Source organism: Pseudomonas sp. Irchel s3b6 (assembly GCF_900187415.1).
GTDB lineage: Bacteria > Pseudomonadota > Gammaproteobacteria > Pseudomonadales > Pseudomonadaceae > Aquipseudomonas.
This window is the reverse complement of record NZ_FYDM01000003.1, coordinates 253,982-274,879: the sequence shown is the minus strand read 5'-3', so window position 1 is coordinate 274,879 and position 20,898 is coordinate 253,982. Positions and strand designations below refer to the sequence as shown.

Below are 20,898 nucleotides of genomic sequence, written 5' to 3'. Positions count from 1 at the left end.
GCCAATATGTTCGCCTATATATTCCCTGGTCAGGGTAGCCAGGCCGTTGGTATGGGAGCTGGGCTGTTCGAACGCTTCCCCAGACTGGTGGAAGAAGCCGACGATCTGCTCGGCTATTCAACTCGGCAATTATGCCTGGAGGATCCTCACGAGCATCTCCAACGGACTGCCTATGCGCAACCGGCCATCTATCTGAGCAATGCTCTGCATCTCGCTGATTTTCGGGAGCAGGGCGTGGATTCGCCGGCTTACTGTGCCGGTCATAGCCTGGGGGAATACAGTGCCTTGTACGCCGCTGGCGCTATCGATTTCTCCACTGGGCTGAAGCTGGTACGGCGACGCGGCGAGTTGTTCGAGCAATGCAGCACTGGCAGCGCTATGGCGGCCGTGGTGGGTTTGAAATTGTCGCGGATAAAAGCCGTGCTGCGCGATGAGGGGCTGGCGAGCATCGACCTGGCCAATTTCAACACCTCATTGCAGACAGTACTGGCCGGCCCTGTGGCAGACCTGCAACAAGCTGGCGTAGTACTGGAGCGGGCCGGGTGTGTGTTGTTCAGCTTGCTGAAGGTCAATGGGGCATTCCATTCCCGCTATCTATCGCCCATTCGCTCCGACTTCGCCGAAACCCTGGCCTCATGCACATTCTCTGCGTTGCGTGTACCCGTCATCGCCAACGTTACGGCCCGTCCTTATCAGGCCGGGCGTACTCCCGAATATCTCCTGGAACAGTTGGATCACCCGGTCCGCTGGGTGGAGACGCTGCGCTATCTCGCCTCCCAAGGCATCACGCAGTTGCATGAACTCGGGCACGGCCAGCTTCTGCGTGGTTTGTGCAGGAGCCTTTTACGAGAACAGAGACAGCTTGCCAAAGAGCGAGAGAAATTGCCCGGAGTCAACTGACTCGGGGGGCAAAAACTGTTTGGACTCTACCGGTTGTAAAGCTTGCACCATTCAAAATGGCCTTGCCGCCTCGGTTCATAGTTCGAAGGAGGACGAGATGAAAAGTTCAATCATGAAAGCTTCTAGTGTGGACCAGTGTCCACCTGTGGTCAGCGCTGTTTCAGTAGCTGACCTGTTGCGCCAGCGTTCACGTCTGCAGGCAGATGAGCCGGTCTTCGCGTTCCATGGCTTTGACTGGGAAGATGACTTGCTGATGGATTATCGGCAACTGGATGAGCGTGCCAATGTGCTGGCGATGCGCTTGCGTGAGCAAGGGTTACGGCATGGTGAGCGTGTCTTGCTGGTCTATCCCTCGGCTCGAGATTTTCTTCCTGCTTTTTTCGCCTGTTTATACGCAGGCTGCGTCGCGGTGCCGGTCCACTTTCCGGAGGACGACAAAGAGCAGCGTCGCCTGGCGGGTATTTTGCTCGACTCCAAGCCGAGCATTGTCATGTGCCGCACTTCGGACCAGCCGCAGCTGGAGGCTAACCTTGCGGGCCTGGGCCACTTCACGCTGCGTTGTCTGGATACCACGGGGCCGTCAATCGACCCCGTAAAACCGATCGATATCTCAGCGATTGGGCCTGATGACGTGGCGTTCCTCCAATACACCTCTGGCTCCACGTCGGCCCCCAAGGGGGTGATGGTCAGCCACGGCAACCTTCTGCATAACCTGGCGGTGATTCAAGAACGCATTGGCTCCCGTGAGGGACGCTGCCTGCTGCTCAGTTGGCTGCCTCACTTTCACGATATGGGTCTGATCGGAGGGTTGCTCCATGCCGTCTATTGTGGGCGGCCGATCATCCTGTTCTCGACGGTCAGCTTCCTGCAACAACCCATGCGTTGGCTGAGGATGATCAGCGACTATCGGGTGACTCACTCCGTCGGTCCCAACTTTGCCTATGAACTGTGCCTGAAACGCAGCAAACGCATCAATCTGGAAGAGCTCGACTTGTCCTGTTGGCGCATGGCCTTCAGCGGTGCCGAGCCTGTACGCAGTGAGGTGCTGTTGCAATTCGCCGAGCGTTTTGCGCCAACGGGCTTTTGCCTGGACAGTTTCCTGCCCGGCTACGGCTTGGCGGAATGCACCGTGATGGCCACGGCGAAGCGCCATGATCAGCCGGTGATGATGCGTGATGTGGATTATCGGGGGATCACTGAAGGGGAGTGTCGGCCCGCTGTGCACGGTGAGCGAATGGTGACCCTGACGTCCAGTGGCAATGCCCGGCAACAGGAACTGTTGAACATCTTCATTTGCGAGCAGGAGTCGGGCCTTCCCCTGGCAGACGGGAAGATCGGTGAAATATGCATTTCAGGAAAAAGTGTCTGCCAGGGTTACTTCGGTCAACCTGAGATATCGCACGAAACATTCAATGCCTATACCGAGCATTTTGGTAACAGCGGCGTACTGAGAACGGGCGATCTTGGCTTTCTCGATGAAGCCGGTGAACTGTTCGTTACCGGCCGGTTGAAGGATGTCGTGATCTGTAATGGCGCCAACCATTATCCGCAAGACCTGGAACTTGTGATCGAACAAGCCGATGCACGGGTGAGGGAGGGAAGAGTTGCGGTATTCAACCTGAATGTGGAAGGGCGGGATGGGGTTTTCGCGGTATGTGAAATCGGCAATCAGAACGCTTCCAATGACGAGTGGGATATTCAGGGCAGTGGCCTGATCGAGTCCGTTAGACAAGGCTGCGGCGTGCTGTTGACTGGCGTGATTATGGTCCGCAAAGGCTGTGTGCCGCGCACCTCCAGCGGCAAGATCCAGCGCGGTGAGTGCCGTAATCGCTTGTTACGGGGCGAGCTTCAGATACTGCACGAGAAATATTCACCCGGCTGGGCAGAGGGCGTGGAGCAGCTAAGGCGGATGGCCGAGGGTGCTCTGGTGTCATCGTCGTTGGTCATTTGAACTGATAAGGATAGCCGTATGACACAGCAGCAGAAACATCTGGAAGACCTCGCGCCCATGATCGAATTGCGCCGGCTCGTTTATACCTTCCCCGGAGGAGAAGGGCCGGTTGAAGTACTGAAAGAGGTAAACCTGAGCGTGACTACCGGGCAATTCGTCGCGGTATTGGGGGCTTCGGGAAGCGGAAAATCGACCCTGATAAATCTGATCGGGGGGTTGGAGCGCTGTGCCTCAGGGCAAATTCAGGTCAATGGACTGGATGTCGGCAAGATGAAGGCAACGGAGTTGGAAACCTACCGGCAACAGCAGGTCGGATTCGTTTTCCAGTTCTTCAATCTGCTGCCGACATTGACTGCCCTGGAAAATGTGATGTTGGCCCTGGAGGCGCTGAACTCTCCGCCGAAAGACATCCGCGCGCGTGCGCTCCAGACCCTCGATGAAGTCGGCCTGGCGGGAAAAGCCAAGCGTTATCCCTCGCAGCTTTCCGGAGGCGAACAACAACGGGTGGCCATTGCCCGGGCTCTGGTGCGGGAGGCACCCTTGATTTTGGCGGATGAGCCTACAGGCAATCTTGACGAGGATACGGCGGGGCAGGTCATGGAGTTGTTCGCCGATATGCAGCGGCGAGTCAAAACGACTCTGTTATTGATCACCCATGACGCTACGGTGGCTGCTCGCGCCGACAGGATCCTGCGCCTGAGTCACGGACAACTGCACGAGCAAGTAAGAGGGCTGAGCGCATGAGCATATTGGCGCGCAAGCTTATTCGAGACCTATTGCTGATCCGCGGCCGGGTGCTGGCCCTGTTACTAATCATCGGAGCGGGATGTGGGATTTTCTTTGGTATCCAGTTGGCGTTGTCGAATCTGCTGACGACGCAACAGCAGATGTTGAAGGACATGCACTTCGCCGATGTTGAAGTGCAGTTATTGCCTGAGGACCGGGATAATCTTCCGAATCTGACGGCACTCCCCATGATCGAGTCGGTGGAGTCACGTCTGGTTTTTCCAGGGTTCATCCAACTGGCGGATGGTCGCCCACTAACGACACTGATGATTTTTCAGGACACGCCACAGACAACGCTCAACCAACTTCGCATATTGCAGGGGGATATGCCCCTCGCGGGTCAGAACGAAGTATTGATCGATCGGGCCTTGGCAGAGTTTCACGGCTATAAGGTCGGAGATCGGATTGCCGTCAACGTGGGGCGTAAATTGTTTGAGCGCCGGGTGGCAGGAATCGTTATGAGTCCGGAGTTCCTGGTGACGTCTTCCAACCCGGACTATGTAGTGGCGGAGCCAGGATCGGTTGGCGTTGTCTGGGCAGAGTTGGGGGATCTGCGCAAGAGCCTGGGGTTCAGCATGGTCAATAGCCTGTTGCTGCGCTTGCGTGCAGATGCCGACCCCAATCAGGCGCTGGCCGAGATCGCCCGTGCCGTGAGAAGCCTGAATGTAGAGCGTCTTATTCCACAGGCCGAAAACTACAGCACTAAACAGCTGCGCATGGAGATCAATGCCTTTGGCACCTATAGCCCTGCGATCATCGTGACCTTGATTTTATTGGCGCTCGCAATGGGAGTAATTACCTTCCGCCGCTTCGCTGTGGAAAAACAGCGGGAGTTCGCGGTGTTGTTGAGCCTTGGCATACCTCGACGAAGAATTCTTGTCACTCTACTGATACTCGGCGCAGTTCTCGGCGTATTAGGGGGGGGACTTGGCTGGCTGATAGGTTGGTTTACGGGCGGTGCTATCGGAAGCGCCTATGCCCAGGCCATGAAACTGCCAGAAGTCATCCGCACGTTCGAGCCGTGGCTCGCCATTCAAACGCTGGGCCTCGGAATATGCTGCGGCGTGATGGCCGTATTGGTTTCATGCTGGCCAATGCTACGGCGCTTACCTCGAGAATTGTTGACGGAGCAGTCTCGGGGGCATCAGTGGATGCCGCTGGAACTTGCAAGATGGCCGCTATTACTTCGCTTCATTGTTCGTGACCTGTGGCGACAGAGGGAATTGAGCCTTGCCGCCATTCTGGCCATGGGCGGTTCGGTTGGCGTGGCGATCAGTTATGGTCTGGCGATGACCTCGAACTTCGACACAGTAGGCGAAAGTTTCAAGCGCGATAGCTGGAACTATACGATCGATTTCCGCTACCCGGTTTACCAAGATGAGGCAGAAGAATTGTTGCGGCGAGTGGTTGTCGCCCAGGGACAACCCTATTTCCGCTCAAATACGGAAGTACGTCTAGGCAGCCACTATGCAATCGGCGCGCTATCCGGACAGGTCACCGGAGCATTGCACAGTCAGGCCCCTGGTCTGGGTCGTGTTGTATCCAGAGATGGCGAAGCCGTCATCAGCCAGGACTTGCTGCGGGAATTAAATGGTCATCTTGGCGATGAACTTGAACTGCAAAAAGGCAATCAGCAATTGACGGTCAGGGTCGTCGGGGTGACCGACGATATATTCCTTCAAACAGTCACCCTTACTATGGCCGATGCACAAAAACTGGCCCAGATGGAAGATAAGGTGAGCGGTTACTATCTGCAATCCGAGCCGCAAGCCCGACAGCGTTTGATTGCTGAGGGCGACCTGGTGGCGCGCGTCACGGATCGTCAGCAGTTATATGAAAGCCTGATGCGGCAGATGGGAGACAAAATGGGGATGGTCAATGTGACTATTGTCTTCGCCATCATGGTGTCTCTGCTGATCGTTACCACTCTGGTCCATTTATCCATCGCCGAACGTCGTGGTGAGTATTCAACCTTGCGCGCACTGGGCTTCTCCCGCAGCAAACTCAGACGCTTCATCTTTCTGGGTGTGGCAGTGCAACTGGCGCTGGCTTTACTGCTGTCGCCAATCATCGGTGTGTTGCTGGTCCATCTGTTGAATGCCCGTATGGGTGAGGTTTGGTACGCGGTTGAAGCTCACTACAGCCTTAGGGATTTTCTCCTGCCGATGTTTGCCAGTGTAGTCGTGGCGCCTTTTGTCGGCTGGCTGGGGATCAATGCCGTGATGAAATTGAATGTACCCGCATATCTCAGAGGGAGAACCATATGAGCGTCCCAAATAAACTGTTAGCCCTGTTGGTGGTTTTTTTCTGTGGATATTCATCCGCGAGCGAACTGTCACCCAAGGACCTGGTACTGGCAGTGCAACGTAATGCCTCACCGGCGGATGAGCAAGTTGAGATCGATATGTTACTTGTCGATAAAGAGGGGAGCAGTAATAGACGCACGGCGACCTTCTATCAGCGCCAACGGGAGCCGGGTAGTGATCAGGATATGCGCCTGATCCGTTTCTCCAGTCCAGCGGAAATGGATGGCAGCGCAGTGTTGACCTTGGAGAACAAGGGCCGCGCCGATGATCAGTGGCTGTATCTTCCGGCCTATCATACGAGCCGTAAAATTCCATCAAGCAACCGCTCCGATCGTTATATGGGAACCGATTTCTTCTATGAAGATGTCAGCGACGACAAGGTGGAGTTGTACGATTTTTCCCTCATAAGCAAGGACAGCCTGGAAGGGCGTGACTACCTGATAGTCGAGCAGATACCCAAGGATGCCCAACTGAAGAAAGAAACCTTTTATGGGAAAAAACGGTTGTGGATAGATCCCGAGCGTCTTGTCACCGGAAGGATCGATTTTTATGACAAGGCCGGCGAGTTAATCAAGCGTATGTCCTCGAGCGCCCCCCAGTTGATCGAAAAGCGCTGGCGCATGAATCAGGTGGAAATGACGGATTTTCGCATCACCCATAAAACGACGATCAACTATCACAATCGTAAGCTTGATCAAGGCCTGAATACCCAGATGTTCACTGTGCGCAGCCTTGAGAGAGGGAGATGAACGTTCGCGTATTGATACTAGTACTGCTGATACTATTGACGGTGCGCGTTGCGAATGCCCAAGAACAGCTGCCGCAAACGAAGATTTCTGGATGGGTTTCCTTGATTGCCGGGGATGCCAACGAAGCCTTCAGCGATGAGAAAACTGTATTGGGAGGGCGCGGTCACGTTGATGTGCAGTTTACGGCCGGAACGCTACAGTCGGTATTCAGAGCGGAATTACCAAGCGATGACAATCTTGGAGACAACAGCAGTACCAGCTTACTGCGTGAGGGCTGGGTACGGAAAAGTGGCGAGAGCTACGACTTGACCTTGGGCCGGCAATTTTTACCTGAAGGGCGTAGTGACTGGTTGCATCCGCAAGGCCAGTTCTCGCCCAGGGACTACACGCAATTAACCACCGTGGATACAGAGCAAAAAATAGGTCTACCTGCCTTACGGCTGGATCTGTATTCGACAGAAACAACTGTCACCTTGGCTGCCATTCGCCAGGACCGTGGCGATATATTGCCCGAGGCAATGGTTTCCTCACTTTCGGAGGACCAGCCGCTGCAAAAAGATCCGGTCGACGCCGGCTTGGCGCGGGTCGAATGGCGTAACGGGCCGTGGGAACTGGGCGCCAGCTATTTGCATGGAAGCGCTTTGTATCCGGTAATGGATCGCAGGGGGGAGGTTTCGGCATACCGGCAACAACGTGTCGCCACCGATGGCAGTGTGAATCTGGACGGCGATATCCTGCGCTGGGATGTGGCCTATATTCGTAACGACAGCGAGGCATACCCCGGTATGCCCGAGCAGGAATGGCTTGCTACATTAGGGCTTGATAAAGGCATATGGAAGGATGGCACATTGAGCCTGCAACTGATTCATCATCATTCGAATCTCCCGGACTCGGAAGGGCTCCCACTTCTGGAAAGTTATAACCAACGTTTGTCGCAGAACTTCAGGAAAAGGCAAAGCTGGCTCACCTTGAATTTGCGTCAGCAGTTCGATGGCAAGCGCGATGCCGAATTAGGCTATATGCAGGGGCAGAAAGGCGAAAACATCGGTTATCTGCGTTATGGCTGGGGTTTCAAGGATGGTTGGCGACTGAATGTTCAAAGTCAGTTCGCACATGGAGAGCTGGATTCTCTAGGGGGTAATTTCATCCCTGAGAAAATTATATTCATGGAACTGCGCCATTTTTTTTAGGCGTTATTTTAGGAGTAAAAAACTCGCTGGAGACATTGATGCAACAAATAATGGTTTATTCGGACTCTCTTAGTTGGGGGATCATTCCAGGCACCCGGCAACGTATGAAGTTTCAGCAACGCTGGCCGGGAGTGCTAGAGCAGCGTCTGATAGCGGCGGGCAGGGAAGTACGCATCGTCGAAGATTGCCTGAACGGCAGGCGTACAGCCATGCATGATCCTCTAAAACCCGGGCGACATGGCGGGATAGGCCTAGCCCAGCAAATCGAGGCCCAGTCGCCACTGGCGCTGGTGATCCTCATGCTAGGCACTAATGACTTCCAGTCCATGCATTCCTGCGCGCCCAGTGATTCGGTAGCCGGCATGTCTGCCTTGATCGATTGCGTACGAGAAGCGCCTATCGAACCGGGAATGCCGGTTCCACCGATCCTTCTGGTGGCGCCACCTCCGATAATTATGCCCAAGGGGGACATTGCCATAAAGTTCGGCCTTCATGCCGCACGCAGTAAAGAGCTGTCGTCACTCTATTGCCATCTCGCGCAGGAACGCAGCTGTGCTTTCTTCGATGCCGGTCGCTGCGTGCAGGTGAGCGATGTGGATGGGGTGCACATGGAATTTTCCGCGCACGCGGTATTGGGGGAGGCGTTAGCTCATTATGTTTTACCACTGCTAGATGGTGGTAGCACCAACGATGGCGCCCTATTGACGGAACAGTCTACGGTCACTCCGGTAGTCGTTGATCACAAGTAAGATGTCGGCCCCACCTACTCATGCTTCTCAAGCATCCAGCGGCAATTGTGTACGAAAATTCATACAAGAGTTTGGGTCGGTTCCTAGGTACACAGATATTTTTACGTAGGAATATGGACTGAAATGAGGTGTGGGACAGTGCTAAAGCCGACTCTCCCCTTGGAGGAGTTTCTCGAACAATCGCCGTTCCAAAAATCACCAAGGTTGCAGTTTTAGACAACCCGAAACCAGATACTTTGCGCTATACGGTTAGACGCATAAGAATTTTTGTGGGTCTTTAATGAGGTGACGATTCTGGGTGGTCGTATGTCAACGGGTCAGCCATTATGGAATGGGTTATGGATAACGTGTCTTGATTTTTAACCAGGTCAAATCCAGAAGCGTCAATCTGGATGTGACGGTTGGCGGGCGCGACGCAGACTATATGGGGTCGTTCAAGGCTTGGCTGTTGGCATACAAGTGGCCGCTGATGGCCGCTTCATTCTCAAGTCACAGTTGGGTAAGTGCTCTGCTGAATATTCCCATTGGTCTGCATCGCACGAGTACAACTCCTATTTGAACGGTTGATCCTGTTCGCGATCATGCAACGCATCGCGGTGATGCTTGCTGTTTTGCTCATGGTGGGTCCTGGCATTAACAGCTACTAGAGATTACTCATCGATGCTGTATCTGACATAACCAACGTGCCGGTACAACTCAATGCTTCGGCTTCCGGACTTTCAGTGCTGGGGGGCGAACGGCGAGTTACTGTCTCGATTAAAAAGAGCCTGGCCGTTTAATAACGACAGTACTTGCCTTCCCCTCATGGTTGGTCTGTATCTATTTTGCTACTGGAGCAGGAAGCCAATGGAAACTACAAGCACGATTGAAGCGTTGGCATGCGGAATTAAGGATATGTTGGCGCTGGAAAGCGTGGATCTCGATCTGCCATTGTCGCAGATCGGTATCGACTCTCTGAATGTGGTGGAGTTGATACTTATCTGCCAACAGGTCTATGTGAACGTGTTCAATTTCGACGAGATCGATATCGACGAAAACACGACGCTTCGAGAGATCGACGAGCAGATGCTTAGTCTATCCGTTTAATGAAAAGTGGCGGAACTATCATGCAAAGCCCGATGCTCGAAGCGCGCGATATCGACGTGACTTACCACCTGCGTGGTGAGGAGGTTCAGGCGGTACGTTCCGCCAGCCTGAGTTGCCTGCCGGGAAGCGTCACTTTGCTACAAGGGCCAAGCGGCGGAGGCAAATCTAGTCTGTTTTCGGTGCTGGGCGGCTTGATCTCTCCGACCGAGGGCCAGCTGTGGTTGATGGGCAAGCGGGTGGATCAGTTATCCGATCGTCAGCGCACGGCGATGCGCCGCCGCGAGGTTGCGCTGATTTTCCAGGCCTACAACCTGTTTCCGACGCTGACGGCAGCCGAAAACGTGGCCTATCCGCTGCGTGATGGACGGGCGGAGGATGTGCGGGAGCGGATAGAGCGTGCGCTGGAGCGTGTAGGTATGAGCCATCGCATGCACGTGCGTCCGGATCGGTTATCCGGCGGTGAACAGCAGCGCGTCGCGGTAGCGCGGGCACTGGCACAGGAGCCGAGCATCCTGCTGGCCGATGAGCCAACGGGTGCGCTAGATGCCGAAAATGCCGAAAACATCATGACGATATTGCGCAATTTCGCTGATGAGCGAAAGGCGACAGTATTTCTTATCTCACACGACCCAATGACGGAGCGATTCGCCGATCAAAGGCTTGTAATAACCGATGGGGTACTTGCCAATGTTTGAATTTAAACAGTTAGTTTCAATCGGTGTTGTAGCTTGTTTATTTCTTAGTACGGCTTGCGATGCGTCGGGTAATTCATCTGTTGGTAAATTGATTGGCTCGTCGGATGAACGATCTGAAAGCGTAGTATTGAATGAAGTGACAAAAGAGACGGGTAGTGGGCCTGTGTCTTTCGAAACTTCCGACCTGGACGGTCTCTACCAGCAACTAATTGCGCAGAACGTCACCCAGCTACCTATCGAAAAGCGCCGCCAACTCGCGCTGCTGGTACTGAGGCGTACGGCCCAGGAAATGCCGCCCAAGCCAGATGGAGTGAACGCCGCCAAAGAACTACTGGCCACAATTCTCTCAGTGTCCGACGATGACCCGGAAATTGCCGCCATCGCTACCAATGTACATGCGATCGAAGCGGGCATGACCGTTTCGCCGATGGGTGCTCTAGCCATAACGAAATCAGTCACTCGGACTCTGGATCGACTAGTGCGGGATAACCCGGACAATGGGGGCGTGCTGATGCAGCGCGGTAGCAATGCGCTGTATTCGCCCATGGTCGCCGGGCGTGGTTCCATCGCTGTCAGCGATTTCGAGGCACTGGTGTCGGGTAGGTTCGCCATCAACGAATCGACACGTTGGTATCTGCTTGAATTGCTCGGCCTTTCTTACCAGAAGGTCGACCGCAAGGACGACGCCCGTCGTATCTTCAGTGAGTTGGCCGATAGCAATGTCCCGTACTGGCAGGCGCGGGCTCAGGTCTTGATCATGGGGCTGGGGCGTTGACCGCGCAGGTGGCTCAAGCCTTCGACCGCTGGCAGGTCGAGGGCGCGCAGGGAGAGGCTACGCTCAAGATGGGTGACGGCACCGCGCTGCACCTGCGTGTGGCCTGTCCGCCGGGTGTGGCGCGCACGGTGTTGCTGCTGCTGCACGGCGCGGGGATGCATTCAGGTTACTACCAAACGGTCGGGTGCCTGCTAGCTTCACGCGGACATTTGGTGCTCATGCCGGATCAGCGCGGCCACGGAAAGTCTGAGGGAGCGCGGGGTGACATTGCTCACCACGGCGTTTACTGCGAGGACATCGCTTGGATGCTGCTGCGAGTAAAGACGCTCGGGCTGCCGGTTGTGCTCGCTGCTCATTCCGGCGCCGCGGCCATGTCGGCGCGGGTACTGGCGGAGGTGGCTGCGCCGCAGGTGGCCGGCTTCGCTATGCTCACGCCCACTTTTGCCGACGACGGCACGTTGGTGCGTCGCAACTCCGGTGGCCGAGATTACGGCACCTACTTCCGCTACATGCTGAGGCCGGCTCCCGAAGCCGAGGTGAAGGGGAGGGCACCGGGTAGCAGGATGGTCTTCCGTCTCGGCGCTTTTCTGTTCCATCGCATGACTGGCCTGTGTGGCACCGCGCCGGTGCTCACTTACCAGTCGTCGGGCAAGAACGAGGCTCCCTATACCTACACTGCCCGTGGAGTACGCGGCTCGATGGTCGGCCGAGTCGACCTGCTGCTAGCCCGCCTGCGCTGTCCGGTATTCCTGGCGACAGGTGGCCAGGATGGCTTCGTCAACTCCGATGCCGTACGCACGCTGCTGCCGTGGCTGATCGCCCCGCAAGCGAGCCTGCAGGCCCTGCATGAGGCGGGTGGCGATCACTTCACCACGCTGCTGCTGTCGGCGCAGGCCCTACTGAAGTGGCTAGACACCCTGGTGCTGGAGTCGGCGCAAAGGCAGGAGAGCATATGAGCCTCCTTAGTCTATCCACCCGCCGCGACCCGGTGGCGTTGATCGCCGATCTCGCACTCTACGGTGTGGCGCTGCACGATGAGCTGGAGTTTACGGCTCCCACCGCGTTGCCGGATGGCCCGCAGTTGCGCTTGGAATTCGTTGCGGGACTGCGCCAAGGGTTTGCCGAGTATGCGGTGCCGCTACGCAACTTCGCCGCCAGCAACGGTACTCTGCTAACTCATCCCGAGTTGCTCGCGACCCTGACGCTGGAGTCAGTTGATAACGCCGTCGTGTTGCTGCCGCTGGCGCCGGTGGAGTCGCCAGTGAGGTTCCTTTCCCATCTGGCACCGCAGACCTACCAGGCAGTCAAGAGTCGGATGGTCGTACTCACCGAAAAGCGTCGCCGTGCGCTCGGTCTTTCCGCCACCTTATCGGCTGGCATCCTGCATCAACGTATTTTGACCGACGGCCTGGGGCCGGCGATTGCTACGCAGCTCGCGCAATACCTCGGTCTGGAGTCTGGCCGACTGGTGTTGGTTGATCCCAACCAAACGTTTGACGCCCAGCCGCGTGAGCTGGCGCTGCCGCTGCTTAGCGCTGGCGACCCGCTTAGCGTCAACCTCATCGCGCTGGCTATCCGGCGAGGCTTTTTCGGGCCACGCCCGAAGGCCTTAGGCAAGTACTTCATCGTCAGTCCGCATGGTTTTGGGCGGCCCTTGGCGCGCGAACCGCAACTGCAGCCTGGCGATGCGGCGGCGGCACTTGCCGCCTGCCAATTCTCCTTTCTCTCGCTTCATTAGAATGGGGTTACAGACATGTTAAACCGACCGCTGAGCGCATTGAACTGTGTCGCAGAAGGCATGCTTCCCCAAGGTGATCCGCGCCTCGGGGCACACACCCTGCAACATCTTGTACTCGCCATGCTGCGCGACCGAGCCACTGGTCTGATTCGTGATGTCGATGGTGTGGAGCTGGCTGTCGAGCAGGTAGACGAGGTGGTTGCGCAGCTCACCATGTCCGGGGTCGTACCGGGTGACGTGGTGGTGGTCAAAGCTCGCAATGACTTGGGCGGCGTGGCGAGCATTCTCGGCGTCTGGGCGCTGGGATGTGCGCTTTGTCCGGTCGACCCGAGCGGTGCGCAAGAGGTCCATGCCGCCATCGTCGAGCAGTCCGGTGCCAAGGCCATTGTCGGCGGCGACGGTAGCGTCACGGCGGTGGAACGCGTTTGTGCGGTGCCGCTGATCGAATTGCGAAATCCACGGGTAGCCACCGGTGAGGATCTGGGCCTGATCATCTTCACATCGGGCAGCTCAGGCTCACCCAAGGGCGTACTGCTGACCCATTCCAACGTGCTCTGCGCGCTGCGTGCGATCACCGCCTACCTGGACATCGGGCCGTGTGACCGGATCCTCTGCATCCCGCCGATGTTCCTGGACTATGGCGTCTACCAGGTGCTGTTTGCGATGTTCGCTCGCACCACGCTGTATCTCGGCAGCGGAGTCACCAACCCACTGCGCATCTTGGAAATGATCAAGTCTTGCAAGCCGACCATCATTCCAGTGGTGCCGGCGTTGGCATCCGGCCTGGCGCGCGTTCTCAACACCTTTGGCAGCGTGATTGAGGGGGTGCGGATTGTCACCAACACGGGCGGTCATCTGGCGCCGTCCTCCACCACCGCTCTGCAACGCGCCTTCCCGGGCGTGCAGGTGGTGCCGATGTATGGGCTGACCGAAAGCAAGCGCGCTCTGTTCCTGCCCGCGGAGCTGGTCGAGTCCAAGCCCGGCTCTGTCGGTGGACCGATGCCCGGCCTGGACGCTCGCGTGGTCATCGCCGACAAGGATGGGCAACTGGTTGAGGCACCCGACAACGTCGACGGCGAGCTCTATGTGCGAGGCGCTTCGGTGATGCAGGGCTACCACTCGCCGGCGGCCGCTGGCGGGGCTCGTCTGATTCCCGGTCATTATCGCGACGACAACTGGCTCGCTACTGGCGATCTGTTTGTGCGCGACGAGGATGGCTGCCTGTTCTTCCGCGGCCGCTCAAAGGCGCTCATCAAGCAGCGTGGCTACTGCCTGTATCCGCGTGATCTGGAAGCGGCCGCCGAGGCTACCGTCGGCGTCGAGTCCTCGGTGGTGGTCGGTCGTACGGAGCCGGATGGCGACGAGAGCGCGGTGCTGTTCGCGGTCACTAACGTAGCCGGCGATGATACCGCCGAAGCGGCGCTGCGCGACGGCATTCTCGCTCAACTGCATCCGACCATCCAGCCCCGGCTGGTGAAGTTCCTGAAGCAATGGCCGGCCTCGCCGGTCGGCAAAATTGATCTCAACAAGCTGCGCATCATGGCGGAGGAGCTCTGACCTATGTCCGCTAATACCCAAGCACGACTCCCTGATGCTGGAGAGTCCTGGACAGAGTCGCTCGACCTGTCGAACGTGCAGACGCCAGCCTTCGTATTCTCGGCGGATGCGGTGCGGCGTCGTATCCGCCTGCTGAAAGAAGCGCTCGGCACAAAAGTCATCATCTCGTTCAAGGCGTCGAACCAGCAAGATTTGCTGTCGCGGTTGCCGCCGGAGTACTTCGACGGCATCGAGGTAGCCTCTCGCGGTGAGTTACACATGAGTGCCGGTCTACAATCGCCCCATTTCTACGTCAACACCCCGGCGCTGAACGAGTCATTGGTGCGGGCCACGCTTGGTGCCAGGGCGCGCTTCATCCTTGACACCCCCTCACACTTGGAAATGATCGCTCGGCTGCGCGGCGTGCGGAAGGTCGAGCCTATCACCCTGCGGCTGTCCAACAAGCTGATCGCCCAGTTCAGTCCTGACGTGCCGCGTCTTCGCGACGACCAGTTCGGCATGGATATGCCGCAAGTCGTGCAGGCAATCCGCCGCGCAGCTGAGCTGGGTATCGAGATCGACGGGTTGCATCTCTATGCCGGCCCGCACACGTTCGCAAAGGCATCGCTGCACGTGGTAGAGGCAATGCGACAGATTGTCGAGCAGGTCGAAGCCTGGCTGGGCTACCCGATCAAGGTACTCAACCTTGGCGGCGGGCTAGAAGAGAACTGGACCGAGCGCGGCCACGACTTCACCAGCTACCGCGCAGTCTTGGCTACGTTCCCGTCACGCTACGAACTGGTACATGAATTCGGACGGGCGATCTTTGCTGATTGTGGCGTGTTCGCGGTGAAGGTGTTGCAGTCGAAATCGGTCTGCGGCAAGCGCTATGTGGTGTGCGACGGTGGCATGGCGCAAGCTTTCCTTCTGGCGCAGACGGAAAACATGATGCGCAAGTACCGCACGCCCTGGGTCTATGGGCGTACCCCCGAGGCGCTGCCCGAGGGCGAGGAAACCATCATCACCGGCTCTACTTGCAGCCGCGACGACGTCATCGGCCTGGCGCCTTACGCCATCGAAGCCGGCGACATGCTGGTATTTGAAAATTGTGGCGCCTATACGCGTACCTACTCCATGAATAATTTCCTGCAGTTAGGGGAGGCGTCCAGCTATGTCGTCTGATCCCATTGGTAGGATTCTGGCTATGCCAGCGCTCGATGCTCTGGCTCGGCACACTGAGGTTCCCGCCGCTGTACGGCGCCTAATGGAGGCCTCGGCTACCCGACTGACTGACAGCGACATGACGATCGCCGACAGTTTGCAGCCGTTCGCCCGCGTCGAGGAGAGCCGGGTTAGAACCCCGCTGCCTTCGCACGATGTGGTGCACGCCATCCGGTCGCTGGTCGAAGAGGTACGCCGCACTGGTTTCGGACCGCACGCAGCGCAGTTCTTCGGCCTGCTCGGAGCGATCATGATTGACCTGTCCGGTACTGAGGAGCAGGCAGCGCTGGTGCGAAACTGGGTTGGGCAGGGCAAGCAGGCCTGCTTTGCGATGACTGACCGTGGCGGCGCGCTGGCGGCTGACTGGAACTCGGTGCTGCTGCCGGGTGAGCCGCCGCGTGTGACGATCGACAAAATCTGTTCGATGAACGCCAACCGAGCCGACTTCGGAATCATCATAGTGCGCCAGGGCGCTTCGATGGTCCTCGCCTCGTTGCTACTGCCGCCCGAGGTGTACGCCCAAGCCGAGACCTCGCAGTCCGGTCCGGCCTTCCTCGACGGCCATCTACCGTTGGGCAACGTCAAACTCACCATTGAGGCCGCTTCCCCATCCTGGATGATGAACCGCGGTGGACCGATTGCCTCCAAGATTTTCCTGACGATGGCGCGACCTTGGCTGATTCGTGCGTTGATTGCACACATCTTATGGCTTGAGGAACAGGGGCGGGTGCGCCTGGATGAGGTGGCATCTGCCTCGATTGATTTTCTGTCCGGGGCGGCGATCAACCAGGCAGAACTCGGCTACTTCGACCGCTTCTCCGAAGACCAGGCAATGGCGCTCAAGTGGATCGCCAACGAAACGTGGGTGCATTTGGTCATCAGCGGTCTTGTGCCTGCCCAAGGCGATGCGCGCGATCTGCTCGGTTTTTCGAAGATGGAGGGCAGTTCGTATCGCTGCTTCTTCGAGATCTACCAGCGCAACAAGAGGTTCCGTGATGTTGGAGCTTGAGGCGGTGTTCTATCGGTCGTTGCCGGTGTTACCGACCCAGATCCGTAGCGGCGGCGAGCAGGCCGCCCGTGTCATCGGGCGGCTACTGGCCGACGAAGTGAGTCGTGCGACGGCAGGCATCGATCCTGCGCAGATCGGCTTCAGCATGGTCGTGAGCACGATCATGGACATGCCGTTCACCTCGGGCTGGCTGCGTTGGGAGAGCATCCGCGCCGAGATCACCCGTCACTGCGTGCATGTGCCGCAGAACTTCACCGCTTCCTACGAGTGTGCCGGCTGGGGCTACGCGCTCGACTACGCGGCGCGGCGTACACCGCAGGCCACCTATGCGCTGATCCTGGTGGCGGATCTGAATATCCTTGACATCAGCTTCTGGCGCGGTGACCCCAATTGGGGGGCGTCGGGCTTCGGCATCTCGGCGGTGTTGCTGCGCCTGCCGCCGGTAGAGGAACGTAATGGGGTGGTCAGCGTCGCCCAGTCGAGCCAAGGCATGGGTGAGTTCTGCGTTGATTTGCGCAAATGGCTCGCCAAGACACCCGAAGGGCTCGCCAACGTGCCTTACCTGCCCGTCGAGATGGCAGGGATCTACTCACACTTCTTGCCGATGGATCGAGTGATGCCCGATCTCCACGCACAGTGGGGGCACTGCTTCGGTTCCGACACCTGGATCAGCTATATCACCCATCTGGAAGGCGGCCTGCTGCAGCCGGGGCAGGTGCACACCGCTACTTCCGCCTCGCTACGCGGCTACTGGGCAATGACCAAGCTACGGCTGTCGCCGACGGTGCGTTACGGTTTCGTCGATGGGACTGGGGCCTCGACCTTACAGGATGCCTCATGACGCATGTGATTGAGTATCAGGGGCTGCTGGTGCACACCTACCGACCAGGCAAGCCCGCTCCGTCCGGCTTTCATACGCCGCCTTTTCACGACGACCTGGATTTCGACAGTTACCGACAACTGGGCCGTGGCTCTTGGCCGGCCTCGCGGGTGACCTACGAGCGCAAGTACGAGTTACTGAGCGATATCGTCGGCATCCTACGTCACGAGGCCGAGGGGCTGTTCCAGGAAATCCTCGTCTACTCGCGCATGCCCAGCATCATGCGGATGCCAAAGTCGCTGTTTGGAAAGGACCTGTTCTTCCTGTTGGGCCTGGAGGATGAGTGCGAGCGGCTGGCTGCCAAGGGTGTGAGCCTCTTCGGTCTGCGCGAGGGGTTCCTGCGCCACATGCTTGAGGACGGCGACAACCGCTTACTGTTGCGCTGGTACAACGCACCCGTCGGGGCGGCTGAGACGATGGTACGTATCGCCGATGCGCTGAACGACTGCGGGATCGAGCAGATCGATCTGACGGAGGCTCGGGCATGATCCTCGGCACCGATTGCTACATCACAGCGATCTACCTGTTTGAGGGTGGCGAGATTCCTGCTGGGCTGGATGGGGCCGAAGGAATCGAACTGTTCATTGTCACCTCGTCGGCCGAGATCGACATCCTTCACGAGCCGCGTGCGCGCGAAATCCTCCGAGCCAGCATGCCGCGTGGATACACGGGGGAGATCGTCTTCGTTTCCATCGGTTGTACTGGTCTGTTCGCCACCGTGCTGGAGTTCGTTCAGCGGTCGGTTCGGTACTGCCGCATCCTGGCGCTCGAGGCGCCGGCCAGTTTCGTGCAGCACACCTTGGACGTGGCCAAGCTCGGCGACGGCGGCGATGGCTTCATTGCCCAGGATGTCGCCTGTGTGATGGATCTGAGCAAGGAGCGCAAAGGCGCGATAGCCAAGATCGGACATTGCGAAATCCTCGCCCGCCGAGGCAGCTTCGGTGGCACGGCGAAGCTGTCACAAGAACTCGCGCGTTGCCTGGAGAACCTATGCCTACGCCTGCCGGGCGCGGAAATAGTTACCTTCGAGAACGTCTCGCTATGGTCACAGCGGCTGCTGCAACTGCTGACGGTGATGCTGAGGGAGGGGGCCGTGCCGCCACCAGAGCGTTGGCTGCCCTCTATCGAAAGCGACGAGCGCCATTTCATGAGCGTGCGTCCACTGCTTGACATGCTTTCCCATATTAACCACACCCCCCCCCAGGCGCTGATCGTTGCCTGCCTGGGCGCTGGTGGCCGGATAGGCCTGATGGCGCTGGAGTGGCTCCGTGTCGACGACGGAACAACCGAGCCGGTGCGGCTCACCTACGAACCGACGTTCGGCAAAGCTGATCGCCATGATCTGGGAGAAATCGCTCTGTTGGGCGAACACGACACCGTGCCGGTGCGCCCGACCCATGTGCTTTACGCCGACCGCGAATTCTATGGACGCAACAATTTTTACTTCCAGTGGACCCTTCGAAACTGAGGCTATTTATATGCACAAGCTGACCTATCAAGCGCCGCTACGTGATATGAATTTCCTGCTCTGGGAGCAGTTCCGCATTCAGGATACGCTCGGTTTTTCTTCGCCGCAGAGCCGAGAGTTCATCGCCTTGAACCTGAAGCAGGCGCAGGAGTTTTCCGAAGGTCCGCTGGCGTGCAGTTACCGCGAGAGCGACGAGCAGGAAGCGTTCCTGACTGAGGCCGGCACCGTGCAACTGCCGGACAGTTATCCGGCGCTGATGGTCGCCTATCGTGAGATCTGGGCGCGCTGGATGAGCGCTGCCGTCAACGACCTTATGCCGCCGCCTATCCTGCAGAACATGATGGTAGAGATGTTCATGTCGGGTAATGCCTCCTTCATGACCTACGTCGGCTTCTCGCAGCCCGGTCTCAGCCTGCTTGGCGCACACGGCACGGTCGAGCTCAACGCACTCTACCGTCCGGCGCTTGAAGACTTGAGCGCCACCGCTTGCCTGTGCATCACCGAGTTGGAGGCTGGTTCCGATCTGACCCGGTTGCGCGCACTCGCTACCCGTCAGGAAGATGGCAGCTATCGAGTGAGCGGCCACAAGTGGCTGATCTCAGCGGGCAGCCATGAGTTGACCGATAACATCTACTACTTTGTGTTGTGCCGTACCGATCCGGCCCAGAGCGGCATGGTCGGCCTGTCCTGCTTCCTGGTGCCGCGTTATCGATTCGGCGCTGACGGTTGCCCGAGCGTCGATAATGGCATTCGCGTGCGTGATGTGGTGCAGAAGATGGGCTTTAAGGGCTGTGCCAATGCCCTGATTACCTTTTCTGAGGAAGTGCCTACCGAGGGCTACCTGCTCGGCGAGGTCGAAGGCCGTGGACTGCAGCAATTGATGATGATGATGAAGCCTGCGCGCATCTCCACGGGGATTTTCGCGTTGGGTCTGGCCAGTTCGGCCTATGAGACTGCCTACGCTTATTCGCTGCAGCGCATTCAGGGCAAGAGGTTCGACCAGTCGATGAGCGCTCGTGCGCCCAGTCTTCCGATCGCCGAGCATCCGGACGTACGCCGCATGCGCCTGGAAATGGCCGCCTATACCACTGGCTGCCGTGCGTTGCTGGCGCGCCTAGGCCACTGCCAGTCGATCGAAAACGACCTGCAGTCCACTGTCGAGGAGCGTCGCGCGGCTATCGACATCAGCGAAGTGCTGCTGCCGCTGGTCAAGGCCTATAACTCTGACAGCGCCTGGCGGGTTTGCGAGACCGCTATCCAGACCATGGGCGGTGTCGGCTTTACCCGTGACTACCCGGCACAGCAGAACGCCCGCGATTGCAAGGTGTTGTCGATCTGGGAGGGGACTAACCACATACAGGCGCTATTCCTGCTGCGTGACAAGCTTGGCATGTGCGTGCGTTTGCAGCGGCTCGAAGTGCTGCTGGCGCAGATCAAGTCGGTAGTGGCTTGTGCCGAGGCCGATGGGCGCTTCGCTCGCCAAGTTGCTGTTGTACGCGACGCCTGTGAGGCGGTCATGGCGGCAGCCCAAGCTATCGGCCAGCGCGTGTGTATTCAGATGAACGATGTGTCGGAGTTTGCGGTGGAGTTCCAGTCCGCGCTTGGCGATCTCGTTATCGCTTGGCACTTGCTGGAGGCTGGCGTGATCGCGCGCAAGGCGCTCGATACTGGCAATATTGCTGCCGAGGATGCAGAGTTTTACGCCTTCAAAGTGGAGACGGCGAGTTTCTTCGTGCATCGCCTACTGCCGCGCGGCATCGCCACTGCTCGCGCCATCGCCGCCGAACTGCAGCACGCGCCGGAGCCGTTTGTGGCCGGCTCGACGCAGTCGGCATGAGTCGGTGAGGTCTAGGCTGCTC

The 20,898-nt window shown here is 58.0% G+C and carries 19 protein-coding genes; all 19 read left to right on the top strand.

The window, feature by feature from the left end:
* Positions 1-6: 6 nt before the first annotated feature.
* Positions 7-900: an ACP S-malonyltransferase gene (fabD, locus tag CKW07_RS07320; RefSeq protein ID WP_095144273.1), complete on the top strand. Its 894-nt coding sequence runs from the start codon at positions 7-9 to the stop codon at positions 898-900.
* A gap of 19 nt (positions 901-919) precedes the next feature.
* A complete protein-coding gene (locus CKW07_RS07315; protein ID WP_176465295.1) occupies positions 920-2,851 on the top strand; it encodes a fatty acyl-AMP ligase in 1,932 nt (643 codons plus the stop codon).
* Positions 2,852-2,869: 18 nt separating this feature from the next.
* Positions 2,870-3,595, top strand: a complete 726-nt coding sequence (locus CKW07_RS07310) for an ABC transporter ATP-binding protein (protein WP_095144271.1) — start codon at positions 2,870-2,872, stop codon at positions 3,593-3,595.
* On the top strand, positions 3,592-5,904 hold the full coding sequence (locus CKW07_RS07305) for an ABC transporter permease (protein ID WP_095144270.1): 2,313 nt from the start codon (positions 3,592-3,594) through the stop codon (positions 5,902-5,904). Before CKW07_RS07310 ends, CKW07_RS07305 begins: the two co-directional genes overlap by 4 nt.
* Positions 5,901-6,692: an outer membrane lipoprotein-sorting protein gene (locus CKW07_RS07300; protein WP_095144269.1), complete on the top strand. Its 792-nt coding sequence runs from the start codon at positions 5,901-5,903 to the stop codon at positions 6,690-6,692. Before CKW07_RS07305 ends, CKW07_RS07300 begins: the two co-directional genes overlap by 4 nt.
* Complete coding sequence (locus tag CKW07_RS07295) at positions 6,689-7,882, top strand: hypothetical protein (RefSeq protein WP_095144268.1); 1,194 nt, start codon at positions 6,689-6,691, stop codon at positions 7,880-7,882. The genes CKW07_RS07300 and CKW07_RS07295 overlap by 4 nt, the downstream gene beginning before the upstream one ends.
* A 38-nt stretch (positions 7,883-7,920) precedes the next feature.
* Complete coding sequence (locus CKW07_RS07290) at positions 7,921-8,631, top strand: SGNH/GDSL hydrolase family protein (RefSeq protein WP_095144267.1); 711 nt, start codon at positions 7,921-7,923, stop codon at positions 8,629-8,631.
* An 894-nt stretch (positions 8,632-9,525) separates the two neighbouring features.
* Positions 9,526-9,717 carry a phosphopantetheine-binding protein gene (locus CKW07_RS07285; RefSeq protein ID WP_218192027.1) on the top strand — a complete coding sequence of 64 codons (192 nt, stop codon included), beginning with the start codon at positions 9,526-9,528 and terminating at the stop codon, positions 9,715-9,717.
* Positions 9,718-9,737: 20 nt separating this feature from the next.
* Positions 9,738-10,412 carry an ABC transporter ATP-binding protein gene (locus CKW07_RS07280; protein ID WP_176465294.1) on the top strand — a complete coding sequence of 225 codons (675 nt, stop codon included), beginning with the start codon at positions 9,738-9,740 and terminating at the stop codon, positions 10,410-10,412.
* Complete coding sequence (locus tag CKW07_RS07275; protein ID WP_141234435.1) at positions 10,405-11,187, top strand: hypothetical protein; 783 nt, start codon at positions 10,405-10,407, stop codon at positions 11,185-11,187. Before CKW07_RS07280 ends, CKW07_RS07275 begins: the two co-directional genes overlap by 8 nt.
* Positions 11,184-12,143, top strand: coding sequence for an alpha/beta hydrolase (locus tag CKW07_RS07270; RefSeq protein WP_095144263.1), 960 nt, complete (start codon positions 11,184-11,186; stop codon positions 12,141-12,143). The genes CKW07_RS07275 and CKW07_RS07270 overlap by 4 nt, the downstream gene beginning before the upstream one ends.
* Complete coding sequence (locus CKW07_RS07265) at positions 12,140-12,925, top strand: hypothetical protein (protein ID WP_095144262.1); 786 nt, start codon at positions 12,140-12,142, stop codon at positions 12,923-12,925. The genes CKW07_RS07270 and CKW07_RS07265 overlap by 4 nt, the downstream gene beginning before the upstream one ends.
* A 15-nt stretch (positions 12,926-12,940) precedes the next feature.
* The gene (locus CKW07_RS07260) at positions 12,941-14,482 is read left to right on the top strand and encodes a class I adenylate-forming enzyme family protein (RefSeq protein WP_095144261.1); all 1,542 of its coding nucleotides are present in this window, start codon (positions 12,941-12,943) and stop codon (positions 14,480-14,482) included.
* 3 nt (positions 14,483-14,485) lie between these two features.
* Complete coding sequence (locus tag CKW07_RS07255; protein ID WP_095144260.1) at positions 14,486-15,643, top strand: hypothetical protein; 1,158 nt, start codon at positions 14,486-14,488, stop codon at positions 15,641-15,643.
* Positions 15,644-15,761: 118 nt separating this feature from the next.
* Positions 15,762-16,691 carry a hypothetical protein gene (locus CKW07_RS07250; RefSeq protein ID WP_141234434.1) on the top strand — a complete coding sequence of 310 codons (930 nt, stop codon included), beginning with the start codon at positions 15,762-15,764 and terminating at the stop codon, positions 16,689-16,691.
* Positions 16,692-16,695: 4 nt separating this feature from the next.
* Positions 16,696-17,532, top strand: a complete 837-nt coding sequence (locus tag CKW07_RS07245) for a hypothetical protein (protein WP_141234433.1) — start codon at positions 16,696-16,698, stop codon at positions 17,530-17,532.
* A complete protein-coding gene (locus tag CKW07_RS07240) occupies positions 17,529-18,059 on the top strand; it encodes a hypothetical protein (RefSeq protein ID WP_095144257.1) in 531 nt (176 codons plus the stop codon). Before CKW07_RS07245 ends, CKW07_RS07240 begins: the two co-directional genes overlap by 4 nt.
* Positions 18,056-19,039: a hypothetical protein gene (locus CKW07_RS25435; protein ID WP_176465293.1), complete on the top strand. Its 984-nt coding sequence runs from the start codon at positions 18,056-18,058 to the stop codon at positions 19,037-19,039. The genes CKW07_RS07240 and CKW07_RS25435 overlap by 4 nt, the downstream gene beginning before the upstream one ends.
* Before the next feature lie 10 nt (positions 19,040-19,049).
* Complete coding sequence (locus CKW07_RS07235) at positions 19,050-20,876, top strand: acyl-CoA dehydrogenase (protein ID WP_176465292.1); 1,827 nt, start codon at positions 19,050-19,052, stop codon at positions 20,874-20,876.
* Positions 20,877-20,898 lie beyond the last annotated feature (22 nt).

Bases quoted from the DNA above. Each gene is read 5' to 3' on its own strand.
- CKW07_RS07280 (WP_176465294.1), top strand. From the start codon at position 9,738: ATGCAAAGCCCGATGCTCGAAGCGCGCGATATCGACGTGACTTACCAC.
- CKW07_RS07310 (WP_095144271.1), top strand. From the start codon at position 2,870: ATGACACAGCAGCAGAAACATCTGGAAGACCTCGCGCCCATGATCGAA.
- CKW07_RS07240 (WP_095144257.1), top strand. From the start codon at position 17,529: ATGACGCATGTGATTGAGTATCAGGGGCTGCTGGTGCACACCTACCGA.
- CKW07_RS07250 (WP_141234434.1), top strand. From the start codon at position 15,762: ATGACGATCGCCGACAGTTTGCAGCCGTTCGCCCGCGTCGAGGAGAGC.
- CKW07_RS07290 (WP_095144267.1), top strand. From the start codon at position 7,921: ATGCAACAAATAATGGTTTATTCGGACTCTCTTAGTTGGGGGATCATT.
- CKW07_RS07260 (WP_095144261.1), top strand. From the start codon at position 12,941: ATGTTAAACCGACCGCTGAGCGCATTGAACTGTGTCGCAGAAGGCATG.
- CKW07_RS07275 (WP_141234435.1), top strand. From the start codon at position 10,405: ATGTTTGAATTTAAACAGTTAGTTTCAATCGGTGTTGTAGCTTGTTTA.
- CKW07_RS07265 (WP_095144262.1), top strand. From the start codon at position 12,140: ATGAGCCTCCTTAGTCTATCCACCCGCCGCGACCCGGTGGCGTTGATC.
- CKW07_RS07305 (WP_095144270.1), top strand. From the start codon at position 3,592: ATGAGCATATTGGCGCGCAAGCTTATTCGAGACCTATTGCTGATCCGC.
- CKW07_RS07285 (WP_218192027.1), top strand. From the start codon at position 9,526: ATGTTGGCGCTGGAAAGCGTGGATCTCGATCTGCCATTGTCGCAGATC.
- CKW07_RS25435 (WP_176465293.1), top strand. From the start codon at position 18,056: ATGATCCTCGGCACCGATTGCTACATCACAGCGATCTACCTGTTTGAG.
- CKW07_RS07300 (WP_095144269.1), top strand. From the start codon at position 5,901: ATGAGCGTCCCAAATAAACTGTTAGCCCTGTTGGTGGTTTTTTTCTGT.
- fabD (WP_095144273.1), top strand. From the start codon at position 7: ATGTTCGCCTATATATTCCCTGGTCAGGGTAGCCAGGCCGTTGGTATG.
- CKW07_RS07235 (WP_176465292.1), top strand. From the start codon at position 19,050: ATGCACAAGCTGACCTATCAAGCGCCGCTACGTGATATGAATTTCCTG.
- CKW07_RS07255 (WP_095144260.1), top strand. From the start codon at position 14,486: ATGTCCGCTAATACCCAAGCACGACTCCCTGATGCTGGAGAGTCCTGG.
- CKW07_RS07295 (WP_095144268.1), top strand. From the start codon at position 6,689: ATGAACGTTCGCGTATTGATACTAGTACTGCTGATACTATTGACGGTG.